Annotated in this window: 16 protein-coding genes and 1 pseudogene; 13 read left to right on the top strand and 4 right to left on the bottom strand. The window is 73.5% G+C overall.

Annotated elements, in window-relative coordinates; genetic code table 11:
* The first annotated feature begins 13 nt into the window (after nt 1-13).
* Nucleotides 14-1351, top strand: coding sequence for an LLM class flavin-dependent oxidoreductase (locus ACFWUZ_RS10210; RefSeq protein WP_384370159.1), 1338 nt, complete (start codon nt 14-16; stop codon nt 1349-1351).
* Between the two features lie 179 nt (nt 1352-1530).
* On the opposite strand, the gene ACFWUZ_RS10205 is transcribed toward ACFWUZ_RS10210, so the two are convergent.
* Together ACFWUZ_RS10205 and ACFWUZ_RS10200 are read right to left on the bottom strand one after the other, a co-directional pair.
* Nucleotides 1531-2451 carry an NADP-dependent oxidoreductase gene (locus ACFWUZ_RS10205; protein ID WP_384370156.1) on the bottom strand — a complete coding sequence of 307 codons (921 nt, stop codon included), beginning with the start codon at nt 2449-2451 and terminating at the stop codon, nt 1531-1533.
* Between the two features lie 68 nt (nt 2452-2519).
* Nucleotides 2520-3260: a DUF2470 domain-containing protein gene (locus ACFWUZ_RS10200; protein WP_384370153.1), complete on the bottom strand. Its 741-nt coding sequence runs from the start codon at nt 3258-3260 to the stop codon at nt 2520-2522.
* Between the two features lie 161 nt (nt 3261-3421).
* On the opposite strand from ACFWUZ_RS10200, the gene ACFWUZ_RS10195 reads away from it, so the two are divergent.
* From ACFWUZ_RS10195 to ACFWUZ_RS10180, 4 genes are all read left to right on the top strand, one after another.
* Nucleotides 3422-3817, top strand: coding sequence for a cell division protein SepF (locus ACFWUZ_RS10195; protein WP_344166147.1), 396 nt, complete (start codon nt 3422-3424; stop codon nt 3815-3817).
* Between the two features lie 565 nt (nt 3818-4382).
* On the top strand, nt 4383-5531 hold the full coding sequence (locus tag ACFWUZ_RS10190) for an ATP-binding protein (protein ID WP_384370149.1): 1149 nt from the start codon (nt 4383-4385) through the stop codon (nt 5529-5531).
* A gap of 98 nt (nt 5532-5629) precedes the next feature.
* On the top strand, nt 5630-5971 hold the full coding sequence (locus tag ACFWUZ_RS10185; RefSeq protein WP_384370334.1) for a nucleotide pyrophosphohydrolase: 342 nt from the start codon (nt 5630-5632) through the stop codon (nt 5969-5971).
* Nucleotides 5972-6094: 123 nt separating this feature from the next.
* Entirely contained in the window at nt 6095-6580 is a 486-nt protein-coding gene (locus ACFWUZ_RS10180; RefSeq protein WP_384370146.1) for a DUF6099 family protein, read from the top strand.
* 316 nt (nt 6581-6896) lie between these two features.
* Here the strand turns inward: ACFWUZ_RS10180 and ACFWUZ_RS10175 are convergent, their stop codons facing one another.
* Nucleotides 6897-7160 carry a hypothetical protein gene (locus ACFWUZ_RS10175; protein ID WP_384370143.1) on the bottom strand — a complete coding sequence of 88 codons (264 nt, stop codon included), beginning with the start codon at nt 7158-7160 and terminating at the stop codon, nt 6897-6899.
* 202 nt (nt 7161-7362) lie between these two features.
* On the opposite strand from ACFWUZ_RS10175, the gene ACFWUZ_RS10170 reads away from it, so the two are divergent.
* From ACFWUZ_RS10170 to argF, 7 genes are all read left to right on the top strand, one after another.
* Nucleotides 7363-8286 (top strand): LLM class F420-dependent oxidoreductase, encoded by a 924-nt coding sequence (locus tag ACFWUZ_RS10170; protein ID WP_384370140.1) that lies wholly within the window; start codon nt 7363-7365, stop codon nt 8284-8286.
* A 17-nt stretch (nt 8287-8303) separates the two neighbouring features.
* Nucleotides 8304-9227, top strand: a complete 924-nt coding sequence (gene mmuM / locus ACFWUZ_RS10165) for a homocysteine S-methyltransferase (RefSeq protein ID WP_384370137.1) — start codon at nt 8304-8306, stop codon at nt 9225-9227.
* Between the two features lie 38 nt (nt 9228-9265).
* Nucleotides 9266-10750, top strand: coding sequence for a 3' terminal RNA ribose 2'-O-methyltransferase Hen1 (locus ACFWUZ_RS10160; protein ID WP_384370134.1), 1485 nt, complete (start codon nt 9266-9268; stop codon nt 10748-10750).
* Nucleotides 10747-13428 (top strand): polynucleotide kinase-phosphatase, encoded by a 2682-nt coding sequence (locus ACFWUZ_RS10155; RefSeq protein WP_384370131.1) that lies wholly within the window; start codon nt 10747-10749, stop codon nt 13426-13428. Before ACFWUZ_RS10160 ends, ACFWUZ_RS10155 begins: the two co-directional genes overlap by 4 nt.
* 182 nt (nt 13429-13610) lie before the next feature.
* Nucleotides 13611-14123, top strand: a complete 513-nt coding sequence (locus ACFWUZ_RS10150; RefSeq protein ID WP_384370129.1) for a hypothetical protein — start codon at nt 13611-13613, stop codon at nt 14121-14123.
* Between the two features lie 46 nt (nt 14124-14169).
* Nucleotides 14170-15396, top strand: a complete 1227-nt coding sequence (locus tag ACFWUZ_RS10145; protein WP_384370126.1) for an arginine deiminase — start codon at nt 14170-14172, stop codon at nt 15394-15396.
* Between the two features lie 152 nt (nt 15397-15548).
* Entirely contained in the window at nt 15549-16571 is a 1023-nt protein-coding gene (argF, locus tag ACFWUZ_RS10140) for an ornithine carbamoyltransferase (protein WP_384370123.1), read from the top strand.
* Here the strand turns inward: argF and ACFWUZ_RS10135 are convergent.
* A pseudogene (locus tag ACFWUZ_RS10135) lies at nt 16572-16682 on the bottom strand (ATP-binding protein); the annotation flags it as partial.
* Between the two features lie 60 nt (nt 16683-16742).
* On the opposite strand from ACFWUZ_RS10135, the gene ACFWUZ_RS10130 reads away from it, so the two are divergent.
* On the top strand, nt 16743-17570 hold the full coding sequence (locus ACFWUZ_RS10130) for an enoyl-CoA hydratase family protein (RefSeq protein WP_384370120.1): 828 nt from the start codon (nt 16743-16745) through the stop codon (nt 17568-17570).
* Nucleotide 17571: the final 1 nt, after the last annotated feature.

Below are 17571 nucleotides of genomic sequence, written 5' to 3'. Positions count from 1 at the left end.
CCGAGGAACAGACATGACCGCTCGCCGGACCCTCCACCTCAACGCCTTCCTGATGAACGCCGGGCACCACGACGCCGCCTGGCGCCACCCGGACAGCAGTCCCGAACGCGTCACCGACCTGAAGTACTTCCAGGAACTGGCCCGCACCGCCGAACGCGGGAAGCTCGACTCCATCTTCTTCGCCGACGGACTCGCCCTCTGGGGCAAGGCCCGTTACAACGCCCTCGGCGGTTTCGAGCCCCTGACGCTGCTCTCCGCGATCGCCGCCGTCACCGAGCACATCGGGCTCATCGCGACCGTCTCCACCACCTTCAACGAGCCCTTCCACACCGCCCGGAAGTTCGCCTCCCTCGACCACATCAGCGGGGGCCGGGCCGGCTGGAACATCGTCACCTCCGGCACCGTCGACGAGGCCCGCAACTTCAACCGGGACGAGCACCTCGAACACTCCGTGCGCTACGAGCGGGCCCGCGAGTTCCTCGACGTCGCCACCAAGCTCTGGGACAGCTGGGAGGACGACGCGATCGTCCTCGACAAGGAGCGCGGCATCTACGCCGACACCGACCGGCTCCACCCCGCCGCCCACCGCGGGGAGCACTTCCAGGTCGCCGGCCCGCTCAACGTGCCGCGCTCCCCGCAGGGACACCCGCTCCTCGTGCAGGCCGGCTCCTCCGAGGACGGCAAGGAGTTCGCCGCACGGTACGCCGAGGCCGTGTTCACCGCCCAGCAGACCCTCGCCGACGGCCAGACCTTCTACAAGGACCTCAAGTCCCGCCTGTCCCAGTACGGCCGCACCGAGGGCGACCTGCTCGTCCTGCCCGGCATCGCCCCCGTCATCGGCTCCACCGAGGCCGAGGCCAAGGCCCTGGAGCAGCAGCTCACGGACCTCCAGGTCCCCGAGTACGGGCTCGCCCAGCTCTCCGGCATGCTCGGTACCGACCTGACCGGGCTCCCGCTCGACGACCCGCTGCCCGGCCTCCCGGAGGAGCGGGACATCAACGGCAACAAGAGCCGCTTCACCCTCGTCGCCGACCTCGCCCGGCGGGAGGGCCTCACCCTGCGCCAGTTGATCGCCCGCCTCGGGGCGGGCCGCGGCCACCGGGTCTTCGCGGGCACCCCGGAGCAGATCGCCGACCAGCTGGAGGAGTGGTTCACCCAGGGCGCCGCCGACGGCTTCAACATCATGGCGCCCGTCCTGCCCACCGGCCTGACCGACTTCGTCGACCAGGTCGTGCCGATCCTCCAGCGGCGCGGTCTCTTCCGCACCGAGTACACCGGGACCACCCTCCGGGAGAACTACGGGCTGCCCCGTCCGGCCAACCGCTACGCGACCGGGCAGCCGGGTGCCTGACCGGCCCCGCCGCCCACGCGTGACCCGGGGCGGTCCTCCGGAGCCGGATGCTCCGGGGGCCCGCCCTCCCGCTGTGCCGCCGGTACGGAGGTCAGCCCGCCGGATGTCCGGCGGGCCGGGCGGTGCGGCGGTCAGACGGCCAGGGCGGCCGTGCGGCCGTGCGGCCAGGGGCCCGTGGGTCAGACGGTCAGCACGATCTTGCCGCGGGTCCGGCCCGCGGCGCTCAGCTCCCAGGCCTTCGCGGCCTCTGCGAGGGGCAGGGAGTGCTCGACGTTGACCGTGAGCCGGCCCGCGTCCGCGAGCTCGGCGAGGAAGGTGAGATCGGCCGTGTCCGGACGCACCCACAGCTGGTGCGCCCCCTTGGCCGCGGCCTCGTAGTCGGCGATGGAGACGACCCGGCCGCGCTCCTTGACCAGGGACTGGAGCAGTTCGACGACGCCGTCGCCGTAGAAGTCGAGGCCCGCGTCCACGCCGTCGGGCGCCAGCTCGCGGATGCGCTCGGCCATCCCCTCCCCGTACAGCACGGGCTCGGCGCCGAGCGAGCGCAGGTACGCGTGGTTGTGCTCGCCGGCCGTGCCGATGACGCGCAGGCCGAGGGCGACCGCGATCTGGACGCCGAAGGAGCCGGTGCCGCCGGCCGCGGAGTGGATGACGACGGTCTCGCCGGCGGTGAGGCCCGCCCGGGTGAGCGACTGGTAGGCGGTGAGTCCGGCCAGCGGGAGGCCCGCGGCCTGCTCGAAGGTCAGCCCGCGGGGCTTGCGGGCGAGGGTGCGGACGGGGGCGGAGACCAGCTCGGCGTACGTGCCGAGCTCGACCCATTCCTTGCGGACGTAGCCGTAGACCTCGTCGCCCACGGCGTAGTCGAAGGTGTCCTCGCCGACCGCCTCGACGACACCGGCCACGTCCCAGCCGGGTATGACCGGGTAGCGGACCTCGAGGATCGCGTCGAGGTATCCGGCGCCGAGCTTCCAGTCGACGGGGTTGACCCCGGCGGCCTTGACGCGGACGAGCACCTCGCCGGGGCCGACCTTGGGCTTCGGTACGTCAACGAGCGTGAGATTCGCCGCAGTTCCGTATGCGCTGTACGTGATGGCCTTCATGATCGTCCCCAACAGCGGTCCCGGGCGGGCTATTCCGGGCCCGTGGGCCGATGCGGCGGGGCAGCGTCTCAGGCGGGCAGTGTGTTGCGGTGCGAGCGCCGCCGGGCCGCACTGAAGAGGGCCTGGATCTGCGCCCCGGACTGCTCCACGTCGTCCAGCGGCGACGGGAAGGGCAGCCGTACGTCACGGTGGCCGCGTCGTTCCTCCAGGCGCAGGGTGATCCCGTACCGGTCCATGGCGACCGGCAGCGCACGGACCACGGCGGTGGTGGGCACGGGGTGGACCAGGCGCAGCAGGAGGGTGACGAGGTCGGGGTGGTCGTCGAGGAGGTGCGTGAGCATGCCGGCCTCGTACGGGGCGAGCGGGTCGGGGCGGGCCGCGTCCAGCTCCTCCAGGCCGATGTGCGCGGTCCCGTCCCCGGTCTCGAGGACGGCCCGGGTGAATTCCATGCAGGTGCTGTCGGAGGAGCCGGACTCGGCGCCGTCCTGCGGGTAGGGCGTGAGCATGCGGCCCAGGACGGTCACCCGGGCGCGCACCCGGTCGCGTACGGGGGTGGGGGCGATGTCGGTGAACTCCAGGCGGATCGCCGGGCGGTGTTCGGCGCCGCCGCCCGGTTCGGCGGGGTGCAGGTGCAGCCGGCCCATCGGGTCGGCGCCGTCGAGGTGGCGCACCTCGGAGCGCAGCCCGTCCGCGACCACGGTCATGGAGTGGGCGGCGGCCAGGACCGACCGGACCCGCTCGGCGTCGGTGGGCCGGGTGACGGGCGCGGGGTGGGCGGCCGGGTGGGCGGGGTCACCGGACATGCGCATGCGGATCTCTCCATGGTCCCGAGTGGGTTAGGTATGCCTAACCTAACTTACTCGGCTCTCCTGGAGTACCCGTACGTCCCCCTCGTGTCGCTGTTGGGCTGAACGGGTGAAACGCGAGAAGATGGCGGGATGCACATGAAGCGCACGGCCGAGGCGGCCCGGTGAGCAGGTACGACGTCACGGACGAACAGTGGGAGGGGCTCGCGCAGGTGGTACCCCTGCGCAGTCGCAACGAATGGCCCTCCCGGGTGGACCACCGCACGATCCCCAAGGCGCCCGGGGCGTCCGCGGCGGAACAGCGGCGCTTCGTGGTGATCCGGGTCCAGATCTTCGCGGATGCCCGGGAGGTGGCCGAGTACCTGATCGCGCAGATCCCGGTGCTGCTCGACCTCACCGGCGCGGACGGCGAAGTGGCCAAGCGGATCCTGGACTTCAGCAGCGGTGTGGTCTTCGGGCTGGGCAGCGGGATGCACCGGGTCGACCGGAACGTCTTCCTGCTGGCGCCCGTCGGGACCGAGGTCGAGGGGATCGCCGCCGCGGCTGTCCCCCGATCGTAGGAAGGTCGCGGGGGCGGAACGGTTCGGCGGACTCCCGGGTGCGCCGGCGGCCCGTACCGTCCGGGCCATGGATGCCTCCCTGGACACGGCGGCGGAGCCCGCCGCCGTCGCAACCGCCCTCGCCGCCAGCGCCGTTCCCGCTTCCGCAACCGCAACCGCCGCCTCCGTTCCCGCCCCCGCCGCTTCGCGCTCCCGCTCCGGCTGCTCCGCACCCGGCCCGGGCCCGGTACCCGTGCCCGGGGATCCCTTCCGCTTAGCCGCGCGTCCGGTTCCGGGTCCGATTTCGGCACCGCCTCCGGCCGCGGCTCGGGTGCGGGCCCCCGCTCCGGATCCGGGTCCGCCTTCGGGTGCGGTTTCGGCTTCGGCCGCCCCGATTTCGGCCGCGCTTCCGGCACCGGCTCCGGCCCCGGCGCCGGTCCAGGCTTCGGCCCTGGCTTCGGCTCCGTCTTCGGCCCCGGCCCCGGCTCCGTCTTCGGCCCCGGCCCCGGCCCCGGCCCCGGCCCCGGCCCCGGCCCCGGCCCCGGTTCCGGCTGCGGCCCCGGCTCCGGCGGTCGTGGGCCGGTCCGTGAGCGTGCCCGCGCAGCGGCAGCCGCAGCACCGGCCCGTCGTCACCGAGCTGAGGCTCTCCGCCTTCGGCCCGCACCGTGGCGCCGTCTTCCCGCTCGGGCCCGTCACCCTCTTCGCCGGGCCCAGCGGCAGCGGCAAGTCCCAGGTCCTGGCCGCCTACGAGGCCCTGGCCGCCCTGGGCTCCGGCGCCACGCTGGAGGAGGCCTTCCCGGACCCGGGTGCCCGCATCCCGGACCGGGCGGTCCCCGACGCCGACCGGCGCCGCGGCTTCCGCATCGGCTGCACCGTCGACGGGCCCGCCGGGCCCGTCCGGCTGGACCTCGCCGTGCAGGCCGAGCCCGCCCTGCGGATCGTCGGCGAACGGCTCGCGCAGGACGGCCAGATCCTGCTCAGCACCGCCCTGCGCGATCCCGGCCGCGCCTCCGTGCAGGCCGCCTGGCTGACCGGGGGCGCCACCGGCGTCACCCGGGCCCCGCTCCCCGACGACCGGCTCGGCACGGCCCTGCTGCCGCTCCGCGTGGCCGGCGCCACGGCCGGACAGCGGCAGGTACTGGCCGCCGCCGAGCAAGTGGTGGTGGCCCTGCGCTCGGTGTTCCCGTGCGCACCCCGCCCCGAGCGCATGCGCGCGCCCGCCCCGCAGGGGGAGGGCCGGCTGCTGGGCGACTGCGCCAACCTGGCCGACGTACTGCGCCGGACCCGGCACGAATGCGGCACCCGGCACGCGCTGCTCGCCGGAGCCGCCGGTACCGGCTGCGCGGGGCACGTCGCGGGGCTGGACGTACGGGCCGCCGGGGACGGTCCCGTCACCGCGCTCCTGGAACGTGGCCCCGGCCGGCCCGCCACGGAGATCGGCCGCCTCGGCGCGGGCGAGCTGCGCTTCCTCGCGCTGGCGCTGGTCCTGCTGACCGGACCCGGGGTACTGGCCATGGACCCCGCCGCCGAACTGCTCTCCGCGCAGCAGGCGCTGACGATCCTCGCGGACGGCTTCGACCTCGGTCTCGACCGGCGGCAGACCGCCGAACTGCTGCGCCTGGCCCTGCTCTCCTGCGGCCGGGGACACGTCCGGCTGGTGGCAGCGGTGGGGGAGGCGGCGGCCGAGCTGGGCCGTGGGATCCCGGGCGTCACGGTGGTAGACCTGACCCCGTGAACGACATGGATGGCAGGGGCGGTACGGACGGCACGGGCGACACGGAGGGGGCCGCGGGCGGGCACGAGGGGCGGCCGGAAGGGCGGCCGGAGGAGCGGCTGTACCAACTGCAGCGCCGCCTGGCTCAGTTCGCTGCGGCGCGGGGCTGGGAGCCGTACCACACCCCCAAGAACCTCGCGGTGGCCCTGAGCGTGGAAGCGGCCGAACTGGTCGAGATCTTCCAGTGGCTGACGCCGGAACAGTCGGCGGTGGTGATGCGGAGGCCGGAGACCGCGCACCGGGTGGCCGACGAGGTGGCCGACGTGCTCGCGTATCTGCTGCAGTTCTGTGAGGTTCTGGGGGTGGATGTGCTGGATGCGCTGGCCGCGAAGATCGAGAGAAACGAGCTGCGCTTCCCGGTTCCGGGTGCTTCGACCCCTCATCGTCACTCTTCGGAGTGATGGCCTCGTCCACAATCACGATTGTGTCCACAATTTCCGAATACCCCTGGCTTTACTGGCCCATTGCCCTCACTCTGGGTAGTGATGGGAACGGCGGGATGTCGTGCGGACGGGGGACGGCATATGGATGCGGTACGGCTCATCGCGGCCGGCCGGCACGCGCTGGCACAGAGCGGGGCTGCGTGGGACATCGTGGGCGAGGCCTGGCAGGCCCAGGCGCTCGCACAGGGACTGGGGGGCTGGCTGGCTGTCACCGGGCCGCCGGAGCTGAGACCGGAGGCCAGAGGACTGGGTGAGGCGGGAGGCAGAGGCTGCGGCGTGCTCGACCGCGCGGCCCTGTGCGGCGAGGGCATCGCGCCCGACCACCCGCCGCGGGCGGCGCAACTGACCGGGGTGGCGGACGTCCGCCAGACACTGCTCGGGCTCCAGGCGCTGCTGGGAGAAGTGGGGATAGCACTGGTCGGCGTCGCCTGCGCGACGGACGACGAGGCCTTGTACTGGCAGTGCATAGAGTCGATCGACGCGGCGGACGAGTCGAGCGACCGAGTCCGTGCGCTGCTGCGCCGCCTGACGGTCCGCGAACGCGGCTCCACCTCCGGCGTGGCCTGATCGGGTCCCGCGACGGGCGCAGCCTGCCGGGGTGGGTCCGGTACGCGGGGCCTCCGGCCTGGGCGGGTCCGGTATGCGTGGATCCGGCACCCCCGGTGGAGCTGCCCGGGGGGCTCCGGCTCGGTTGGTCCGGTGCGCGGGGCCTGGGGTGGGTCCGGCACGCTGGGGCCCGGTGCCCGGTGGCGTCGTCCGGGTGGTTCCGGCGAGGTGGGTCCCCGGTACGCGGGGCCTCAGCCCTGATGGGCCTGGTAGGCGCGGCGCCCGGCAGGGGTTCGGCACGGGTGGGGTCCCGTCGCGGGGGACGGGACCCGTACGGTCACGACGACCGGTAGGACGGGCACTCGCTTCCGCTGGTGCGGCTGCCCGCGGTCGGCGACGCGTCGGATCCGGCCGGGGTGCGGTCCGTGGAGGACCGGAGGTCGGCGTCGAGCTGCGAGAGGTCGGCGTTCAGCGCCGCCATCAGCTCTTCCATCTGCTGCAGCAGGCCCTTCGGCGCGCCGCCCCGGGTGGGGACGTCGTGCGCCGCCTGTCCGGTGGGTGCGGTCTGGCGGGGGGTCTCCGGCACGGCCTCTTGGGACATGGCGGCCTCCTCGGCCCTGGCCCTTCCGGTGCGGAAGGGGGCGGTGGACGCACCGGCGATGGGCCGCCGGCGCGCGGGCCGGCGGCCCGGCTCCGACCGAGCCAACGATCCCCCTCCGGGCCGGTCACTGGCGGGGCCCGGGAGGACCTGCCGGTTGACGCAGATTCACCCGGCAGGGGTGGGGGAGGGCAGGATGGAAGACATGGACCTTCGCATCTTCACCGAGCCCCAGCAGGGCGCCGACTACGACACCCTCCTGGCCGTCGCCAAGGCCACGGAGGACCTCGGCTTCGACGCGTTCTTCCGCTCCGACCACTACCTCAAGATGGGCTCGGCCGACGGCCTGCCCGGCCCCACGGACGCCTGGATCACCCTCGCGGGCCTGGCCCGCGAGACGAGGCGGATCCGGCTGGGCACGCTGATGACGGCCGGTACCTTCCGGCTTCCCGGCGTCCTGGCCATCCAGGTGGCCCAGGTCGACCAGATGTCCGGCGGCCGCGTCGAACTCGGCCTCGGTGCGGGCTGGTTCGAGGAGGAGCACAAGGCCTACGGGATCCCCTTCCCGGCGGAGCGGATGGCACGGCTGGAGGAGCAGCTGGCGATCGTCACCGGGTTGTGGGCCACCGGGCCCGGCGGCCGCTTCGACTACGCGGGCCGGCACTACCAGGTGGAGAACTCGCCCGCGCTGCCCAAGCCCGCCCAGGCCAAGGTGCCCGTCCTCATCGGCGGCCACGGCACGCGGCGCACCCCCCGGCTGGCCGCGCGGTACGCCGACGAGTTCAACATGCCGTTCGCGTCGGTCGCGGACAGCGCCCGCCAGTTCGGCCGGGTCCGGGAGGCCGCCGAGGAGGCCGGGCGCCGGGCCGACGAGCTCGTCTACTCCAACGCCCTGGTGGTCTGCGTGGGCAAGGACGACGCCGAGGTGGCCCGCCGGGCCGCCGCCATCGGCCGTGACGTGGACGAGCTCAAGGCCAACGGCCTGGCCGGCTCCCCGGCCGAGGTCGTGGACAAGCTCGGCACCTACGCGGCCGTCGGCTCCTCCCGCGCCTACCTCCAGCTGCTCGACCTCGACGACCTGGAACACCTGGAGCTGATCTCCTCCCGGGTCATGTCCCAGCTCGGCTGACGGCAGGGACCGCCACCGTGCCCCGCGCGTCCGGCCCGCTCGCCGAAGCCCTCGGCCGCAGGTCCCTCGTCCTGGACGGCGGGCTGAGCAATCAGCTCGCCGCGCAGGGCTGCGACCTGTCCGGCGCCCTCTGGTCCGGCCGGGTGCTCGCCGAGCGGCCGGACCAGATCGAGGCCGCCCACACGGCGTACGCCCGGGCCGGCGCCGAGGTGCTGATCACCGCCTCCTACCAGGTCGGCTACGACGCCTTCGCCGCCCACGGTCACGACCGCGCCGCGACCACAGCGCTGCTGCGGCGCAGCGTGGACCTCGCCGTCCGCGCGGCCGAGGCCGCCGACCACGAGGTGTGGGTGGCCGCCTCCGTGGGCCCGTACGGTGCGGTCCTTGCGGACGGCTCCGAGTACCGCGGCCGGTACGGCCTGACCGTGCGGGAACTCGCCGACTTCCACCGGCCCCGGATCGAGGCCCTGCTCGCCGCGGGACCCGACGTGCTGGCCCTGGAGACCGTCCCCGACCCGGACGAGGCCGAGGCCCTGCTCGGCATCCTCGCCGGGACGGGCGCCCGGGCCTGGCTGAGCTACACCGTCGAAGGGGGCCGCACCCGCTCGGGCCTGCCCCTCCCCGAGGCCTTCGCGCTCGCGGCCGGGACGCCGGAGGTCATCGCCCTCGGCGTCAACTGCTGCGACCCGTCGGAGGTCCTGCCCGCCCTCGAAGCAGCCGCCTCCGTCACCCGCGCGCCGCTCGTGGCCTACCCCAACGACGGCTCCGTCTGGGACGCCGCCACCCGCACCTGGCACGCCCCCGAGGAGGCCGCCCCCTGGCCCACCGCCGCCTGGCGCCGCGCCGGAGCCCGCCTCACCGGTGGCTGCTGCCGTATCGGACCCGACCGGATCGCCGCGCTGGCCGCGGCCGCGGGGGCGGGCCCGCCGCGCGGAAAATAAGGGGCGGTGCACCCCGGTGGCCAGCCACAATCGGCCGTGTGTTCCTGACGATCTCCACCACCGGCTCCCCTGAACGACCCGCGACGGACCTGGGCTACCTGCTGCACAAGCATCCCGGGAAGACGCAGGCGTTCTCCACCTCCCACGGCACCGCCCACGTGTTCTACCCCGAGGCCACGGCCGAGCGGTGCACGGCGGCCCTGCTGCTGGAGGTGGATCCCGTCGCGCTCGTGCGGCGCGGCCAGGGCAAGGGCCGGGGCGGGGCTCCGGACGTCGCACTCGCGCAGTACGTCAACGACCGTCCGTACGCGGCCTCCTCGCTGCTGGCCGTCGCCCTCAGCGGCGTGTTCCGCAGCGCGCTGAAGGGCCGGTGCGCCGCCCGCCCGGACCTGCCGGAGCAGGCGCGCCCGCTGCGGATCGAGGTACCGGCACTGCCCGCCCGCGGCGGGGCGGAGCTGGTGCACCGGCTGTTCGACCCGCTCGGCTGGGACCTCGTCCAGGTGGAAGCCGTACCGCTCGACGAGCAGTTCCCCGAGTGGGGGGATTCGCGCTACGTGCGGCTCGTGCTGGAGGGCGAGCTGCGCCTCGCGGACGCCCTGCGGCAGCTGTACGTCCTGCTGCCCGTGCTCGACGACGCCAAGCACTACTGGATCGCCCCCGACGAGGTCGATAAACTGCTCCGCGCCGGAGACGGCTGGCTCGCCGCCCACCCGGAGAACGGCCTGATCAGCTCCCGCTACCTGGCCCGCCACAAGCGGCTGACCCAGAACGCCCTGGAGCGCCTCGAGCTGGTCCGTCTCGCCGAGGCCGACGGCAGCGAGGTCGAGGAACTCGACGACGCCGTCGACGACGACGCGGCCACCGCGGACACCACGGAGCGGCGGGTACCGCTCGCCGTGCAGCGGCGCGAGGCGATCCTGGCGGCCCTGCGCGCCGCGGGCGCCGCGCGGGTGCTCGACCTCGGCTGCGGTCAGGGCCAGCTGGTGCAGACGCTGCTCGCAGACGTGTCCTTCACCGAGATCGTGGGGGTCGACGTGTCCGTGCGGGCGCTGAGCACCGCGGCCAAGCGGCTGCGGCTGGAGCGGATGGGGGAGCGCCAGAGTGCCCGCGTCCAGCTCCTGCAGGGCTCGCTCGCCTACACCGACAAGCGCCTGACCGGCTACGACGCGGCCGTGCTCAGCGAGGTCATCGAGCACCTGGACCTGCCGCGGCTGCCCGCGCTGGAGTACGCGGTGTTCGGTGCGGCCCGCCCCCGTACGGTCCTCGTCACCACCCCGAACGTGGAGTACAACGTCCGCTGGGAGACCCTGCCCGCCGGGCACGTCCGCCACCGTGACCACCGCTTCGAGTGGACCCGCGAGGAGTTCCGGACCTGGGCGCGCGACGTCGCCGGACGCCACGGGTACGGCGTCGGGTTCGTCCCCGTCGGGGACGACGACCCCGAGGTCGGACCGCCGACCCAGATGGCCGTTTTCACCGCCGTCACCGACAACGAGACCCCGAAGGAGGGCGAGGCGGCATGACCACCGAGACCACCGGAACCACCGGAACCACCGAGACCACCGGCACCGGGAACGACACCCGGACCGCCGGCCCGTCCGCCGGGGCAGCCGCCGCGCCCGCCGCAGCCGGCGGGGGCACGGCCGCCGAGGCCGCACCGACGTCCCGGGGCCGCGTGCTGCCCGTGACCGACCTGTCCCTCGTCGTCCTGATCGGGGCCACCGGCTCGGGCAAGTCCACCTTCGCCCGCAAGCACTTCAAGCCCACCGAGGTCCTCTCCTCCGACTACTGCCGGGGCCTCGTCGCCGACGACGAGAACGACCAGAGCGCCAGCAAGGACGCCTTCGAGGTCCTGCACTTCATCGCCGGCAAGCGTCTCGCCGCCGGCCGCCTCACCGTCGTCGACGCCACCAGCGTCCAGGCGGACGCCCGCAGGCAGCTGGTCCAGCTCGCCCGCGAGCACGACGTCCTGCCCATCGCCATCGTCCTCGACATGCCCGAGGAGGTCTGCGCCGCGCGCAACTCCACCCGCCCCGACCGGGCCGGGCTCCCGCGCGCCGTCATCCAGCGCCACCGCCGCGACCTGCGGCGCTCGCTGCGCGGACTGGAACGCGAGGGCTTCCGCAAGGTGCACGTGCTGCGCTCGGTGGAGGAGGCAGAGACCGCCGAGGTCGTCCTGGAGAAGCGCTTCAACGACCTCACCCACCTCACCGGCCCCTTCGACATCATCGGCGACATCCACGGCTGCGCCTCCGAGCTGGAGACCCTGCTCGCGAAGCTCGGCTACGAGGACGGAATCCACCCCGCGGGCCGCACCGCCGTCTTCGTCGGCGACCTCGTCGACCGCGGACCGGACAGCCCGGGCGTGCTGCGCCGGGTCATGGGCATGGTGAAGTCCGGCAACGCCCTGTGCGTGCCCGGGAACCACGAGAACAAGCTCGGCCGTTACCTGAAGGGATCCAAGGTCCAGCGGACCCACGGCCTCGCCGAGACCATCGAGCAGCTGGAGGGGGAGCCGGAGGAGTTCGTCGCCGAGGTGCGCGAGTTCATCCGCGGCCTCGTCAGCCACTACGTCCTCGACGGCGGCAAGCTCGTCGTCTGCCACGCCGGGCTGCCGGAGAAGTACCACGGCCGCACCTCCGGCCGGGTGCGCTCGCACGCCCTGTACGGGGAGACCACGGGCGAGACCGACGAGTTCGGCCTGCCCGTGCGCTACCCGTGGGCCGAGGACTACCGGGGCAAGGCGGTCGTCGTCTACGGCCACACCCCGGTGCCGGACACCTCCTGGATCAACAACACCATCTGCCTCGACACCGGCGCGGTGTTCGGGGGGAAGATGACCGCCCTGCGCTGGCCGGAGCGCGAACTGGTCGACGTGCCGGCCGAGAAGGTCTGGTACGAGCCGGTCAAGCCGCTGGTCGCCGAGGCGCCCGGCGGGCACGACGGGCGCCCGCTCGACCTGGCCGACGTGCACGGGCGCCGGGTGGTGGAGACCCGCCACCTGGGCAACGTCACCGTGCGCGAGGAGAACGCGGCCGCCGCCCTGGAGGTCATGAGCCGCTTCGCGGTGGACCCCCGGCTGGTGCCCTACCTGCCGCCGACCATGGCGCCGACCGCCACCTCGCAGGAGCCCGGCTACCTGGAGCACCCGGCCGAGGCCTTCGCCCAGTACCTCAAGGACGGCATCGCCCAGGTCGTGTGCGAGGAGAAGCACATGGGCTCCCGCGCCACCGTCCTCGTCTGCAAGGACGCGGGGACGGCCCGCGAGAGGTTCGGCACCGACGGGCCGACCGGCTCCGTCTACACCCGCACCGGGCGCCCCTTCTTCCACGACCCCCAGGTCACCGAGGAGGTCCTCGCGCGGCTCCGGTCGGCCGTCACCGACGCCGGGCTGTGGGAGGAACTGGGCACGGACTGGCTGCTGCTCGACGGGGAACTGCTGCCCTGGTCGCTGAAGTCCGGCGGGCTGCTGCGCAACCAGTACGCGGCCGTGGGCGCGGCTTCCGGGGCCGTCTTCCCGGACGCGATCGCGGCGCTGGAAGCGGCGTCCGCCCGGGGCATCGACACCGGCGCCCTGCTGGAGCGCCAGCGCGACCGGGCCGCCGACGCGGCCGCCTTCACCGAGGCGTACCGCCGCTACTGCTGGACCACCGACGGGCTGGACGGGGTGCGGTTCGCCCCGTTCCAGCTGCTGGCGGCGGCCGGGCGGTCGCTCGCCGCGGTCCCGCACGACGAGCAGCTGTTCTGGCTCGACCGCCTCGTGGCGGCCGACGAGGCGGCGGGCACCGGCCTGCTGCGGCGCACCGGCCGGATCCTGGTGGACACCGCAGACCCCGATTCCGTACGGGCCGGCACGCAGTGGTGGACGGAACTGACGGCGGCCGGCGGTGAGGGCATGGTCGTCAAGCCGCTGCAGGCGTACGCCCGCGACGGCAAGGGCCGCCTGGTCCAGCCCGGCGTGAAGGTGCGCGGACGCGAGTACCTGCGGATCATCTACGGCCCGGAGTACACCCGTCCGGACAACCTGGAGCGGCTGCGCGGCCGGTTCCTCGGGCACAAGCGCTCGCTGGCCCTGCGCGAGTACGCGCTCGGGCTGGAGGCGCTGGACCGGCTGGCGGCCGAGGAGCCGCTGTGGCGGGTCCACGAGGCCGTCTTCGCGGTGCTCGCCCTGGAGTCGGAGCCCGTCGACCCCCGCCTCTGACGCGCGGCCCCGGCCCCCGGGGTCCCGGCTCCCGGGCCGGGGCGTAAAGCCGGGGCCCCCGTACGGCCTCGAATTAGGTCGTATGGGGGAACTTTCGCGGAGAACTCCGGGAAAACCACCGGCGGGATCGTTCATCCAGGGCAGCGGAGTGTCCGCGACCCTGGAAGGACGGAACATCACCTATGAAGATGACCGCGCGCGGAAGCATTGCGGCGCTCATGACCTGTATGGCCGCGGCCGGCGCGGCCACCCCGGCCGTGGCCGACTCGGTCCCGGTCGGTGTCCCGCTGGACGCCGTGAAGACGACCCTGGGGGTGGACACCCCCCGCGTGGCCACCGGAGTGCCGGTCCCGGTGGTCGGTGCGCCCGAGGCGCCGCGCCACCACACGGGGGACATGCTCCCCACCCCGCTGCTCCCCGTGGTCCCGATCGGCACCGAGCTCGGCGACACCCTCGTCACCTCGCCGGTGCCGAACCTGCTGGGCGCACCGGAGACGGACGGCGAGGGGTCCCTGGAGTCCCCGGCCGGCACCCTGCGCACGCGGACCCCGGGGCTGCTCGTCGGTTCCCCGCTGACGATGCCGGACGGTTCCAACTCCGGTCTGCCGAACCTGACCACGCCCGAGCTGGGCCTGATCGCCCCGGAGCTGACCGGTGCGCCGTCGGCGCTTCTGGGCCTCGCCACCCCCCGCTGAGCAGACGCCACGTCAAACGGCCGCCCGGTCTGCGAACGTGTACGGCATGGGATTCCATGTCGACTCCGAGACCGGGCGGCTGCGCCGCGTCATCCTCCACCGGCCCGACCTGGAGCTGAAGCGGCTCACACCGAGCAACAAGGACGCACTGCTCTTCGACGACGTGCTGTGGGTGCGCCGGGCCCGCCAGGAGCACGACGGTTTCGCGGACGTGCTGCGCGACCGGGGCGTGGAGGTCCACCTCTTCGGTGACCTGCTGTGCGAGGCCCTCGCCATCCCGGAGGCCAGACACCTCGTCCTGGACCGGGTCTTCGACGAGAAGGAGTACGGGCCGCTGGCCACCGACCACCTGCGGTCGGTCTTCGACGGGCTGAGCGAGGCCGCCCTGGCCGAGGCGCTCGTCGGAGGTATGACCAAGCGGGAGTTCCTGGAGCGGCACGCCGAGCCGGTGTCGGTGCGCTTCCACGCCATGGAACTGGACGACTTCCTGCTGGGGCCGCTGCCCAACCACCTCTTCACCCGGGACACCTCGGCCTGGATCTACGACGGGGTGTCCATCAACGCGATGCGCTGGCCGGCCCGGCAGCGCGAGACCGTCCACTTCGAGGCGATCTACAAGCACCACCCGCTGTTCACCTCCTCCGGAGCCTTCCACTACTGGTCGCAGGGGCAGGCGGACTACCCCTCGACGATCGAGGGCGGGGACGTGCTGGTCCTCGGCAACGGGGCGGTGCTGATCGGGATGAGCGAGCGGACCACGCCGCAGGCCGTGGAGATGCTGGCCCGGGGCCTGTTCGCGGCCGGGTCGGCGACGAGCATCGTGGCGCTCGACATGCCCAAGCGGCGGGCCTTCATGCACCTGGACACGGTGATGACGATGGTCGACGCAGATACGTTCACTCAGTACGCGGGGCTCGGCATGCTCCGCTCCTACACGATCGAGCCGGGAGCCGGGGCCTCCGACCTGAAGGTGACCGACCATGCGCCCGAGCACATGCACCGGGCCGTCGCCGCGGCGCTCGGGCTGGACAGGATCCGGGTGCTGACCGCACGGCAGGACGTGCACTCGGCGGAGCGCGAGCAGTGGGACGACGGCTGCAACGTGCTGGCCGTCGAGCCGGGGGTGGTGGTCGCGTACGAGCGGAACGTGACGACCAACACCCACCTGCGCAAGGAGGGCATCGAGGTGATCGAGATCCCGGGCAGCGAGCTGGGGCGCGGCCGGGGCGGTCCGCGCTGCATGAGCTGCCCCGTGGAGCGGGACGCGGTCTAGCGCTCCGGTGGTCCAGGGGTGTCCGCGGGCTCGCCCGGGCGCAGGTCCGGGCGGGCCCGCGGGCCGGTACGGGAGGCCCCGGCCTGTATATGAATGCATAGGATCGTATAGACTTCCAGCATCCCCTGTCACCGTGACGCTGGAGCGACGCCATGGCCACCGATCTCGCCGGCCGCAGTTTCCTCAAGGAGCTCGACTTCACCGCCGCCGAGTTCCGCGGCCTCGTCGAGCTCGCCGCCGAGCTGAAGGCCGCCAAGAAGGCCGGGACGGAGCAGCGCCTGCTCCGGGGCAAGAACATCGCGCTGATCTTCGAGAAGACCTCCACGCGCACCCGCTGCGCCTTCGAGGTCGCCGCCGCCGACCAGGGTGCCCACACCACCTACCTCGACCCCTCGGGTTCGCAGATGGGGCACAAGGAGTCGGTCAGGGACACCGCCCGCGTGCTCGGCAGGATGTTCGACGGCATCGAGTACCGGGGTGACAGCCAGGGCGTCGTCGAGGAGCTGGCGGCCCACGCCGGCGTGCCGGTCTTCAACGGCCTCACCGACGACTGGCACCCCACCCAGATGCTGGCCGATCTCCTGACCATGACCGAGCACAGCGACAAGCCGCTGGAGCGGATCGCCTTCGCCTACCTGGGCGACGCCCGCTTCAACATGGGCAATTCGTATCTCGTCACCGGTGCCCTGCTGGGCATGGACGTGCGGATCGTGGCGCCGAAGGCGTACTGGCCGGCGGAGTCGGTGGTGACCGCGGCCCGGGAGCTCGCGGAGGGCAGCGGCGCCCGCATCACCCTGACCGAGGAGATCGGCGAGGGGGTCGGCCAGGCCGACTTCGTCGTGACCGACATCTGGGTGTCCATGGGGGAGCCCAGGGAGGTCTGGGACGAGCGGATCGCGGCCCTGGCCCCGTACGCGGTGACCATGGACGTCCTGAGGGCCACCGGGAACCCGGACGTGAAGTTCATGCACTGCCTGCCGGCCTTCCACGACCTGGGCACCGAGGTCGCCCGGGGCATCCACGAGCGCCACGGGCTCGCCTCCCTGGAGGTGACCGACGAGGTGTTCGAGTCGGCGCACTCGGTGGTCTTCGACGAGGCCGAGAACCGGCTGCACACCATCAAGGCCGTCCTCGTCGCCACGCTCACCGGCTCCGGAGCGGAGCCCGGCGCATAGTCATGCCGGGCACGGCCGCGCGGACAGGGTGAACCACACGGCCTTGCCGCGCGCGGTGGGGCGGTACCCGCACCCGGTGCTCAGTGCCCTGGCGCACCGCGCCCCACGCCCCTTCACTCATCTGTCGCGTTTCTGTGACGATGGTCACGATCCAGTGATACCGTCTGTGGTGTGAGCCCCTTCACCGGTTCCACCTCAGCGACCGAACGGTGGCGCCACCTCCGGGTGACCCGGCAGGACGGCGTCGCCACCGTCACCCTCGACCGCCCCGAGAAGCTGAACGCGCTGACCTTCGCCGCCTACGCGGACCTGCGCGACCTGCTGGCCGAACTGTCCCGTGAGCGCTCCGTACGGGCCCTCGTGCTCGGCGGCGAGGGCCGCGGCTTCTGCTCCGGCGGGGACGTGGACGAGATCATCGGTGCCACCCTCGCCATGGACACCGCCCAGCTCCTCGACTTCAACCGGATGACCGGCCAGGTGGTGCGGGCCATCCGCGAATGCCCCTTCCCGGTGATCGCCGCCGTGCACGGGGTCGCCGCCGGAGCCGGAGCCGTCCTCGCCCTCGCCGCCGACTTCCGCATCGCCGACCCCACCGCCCGCTTCGCCTTCCTCTTCACCCGGGTCGGCCTCTCCGGCGGGGACATGGGCGCCGCCTACCTCCTGCCCCGGGTCGTCGGCCTCGGCCACGCCACCCGGCTGCTGATGCTCGGCGAGGCCGTACGCGCGCCCGAGGCCGAGCGGATCGGGCTGCTCAGCGAACTCACCGACGAGGGCAAGGCCCACGTACGGGCCGCCGAGCTGGCCGCGCACCTGGCCGCCGGACCGGCCCTCGCCTACGCACAGACCAAGGCACTGCTCACCGCCGAACTCGACATGCCCCTGGCCGCCTCCGTCGAACTCGACGCGGCCACCCAGGCGCTGCTGATGAACGGCGAGGACTACGCGGAGTTCCACGCGGCCTTCACCGGGAAGCGGCCGCCGCACTGGAAGGGCAGGTAGC

This window comes from Streptomyces sp. NPDC058646, from assembly GCF_042716875.1.
Taxonomy (GTDB): Bacteria; Actinomycetota; Actinomycetes; order Streptomycetales; family Streptomycetaceae; genus Streptomyces.
The sequence above is the reverse complement of the archived record's forward strand: the minus strand, read 5'-3'. Positions and strand labels throughout refer to the sequence as shown.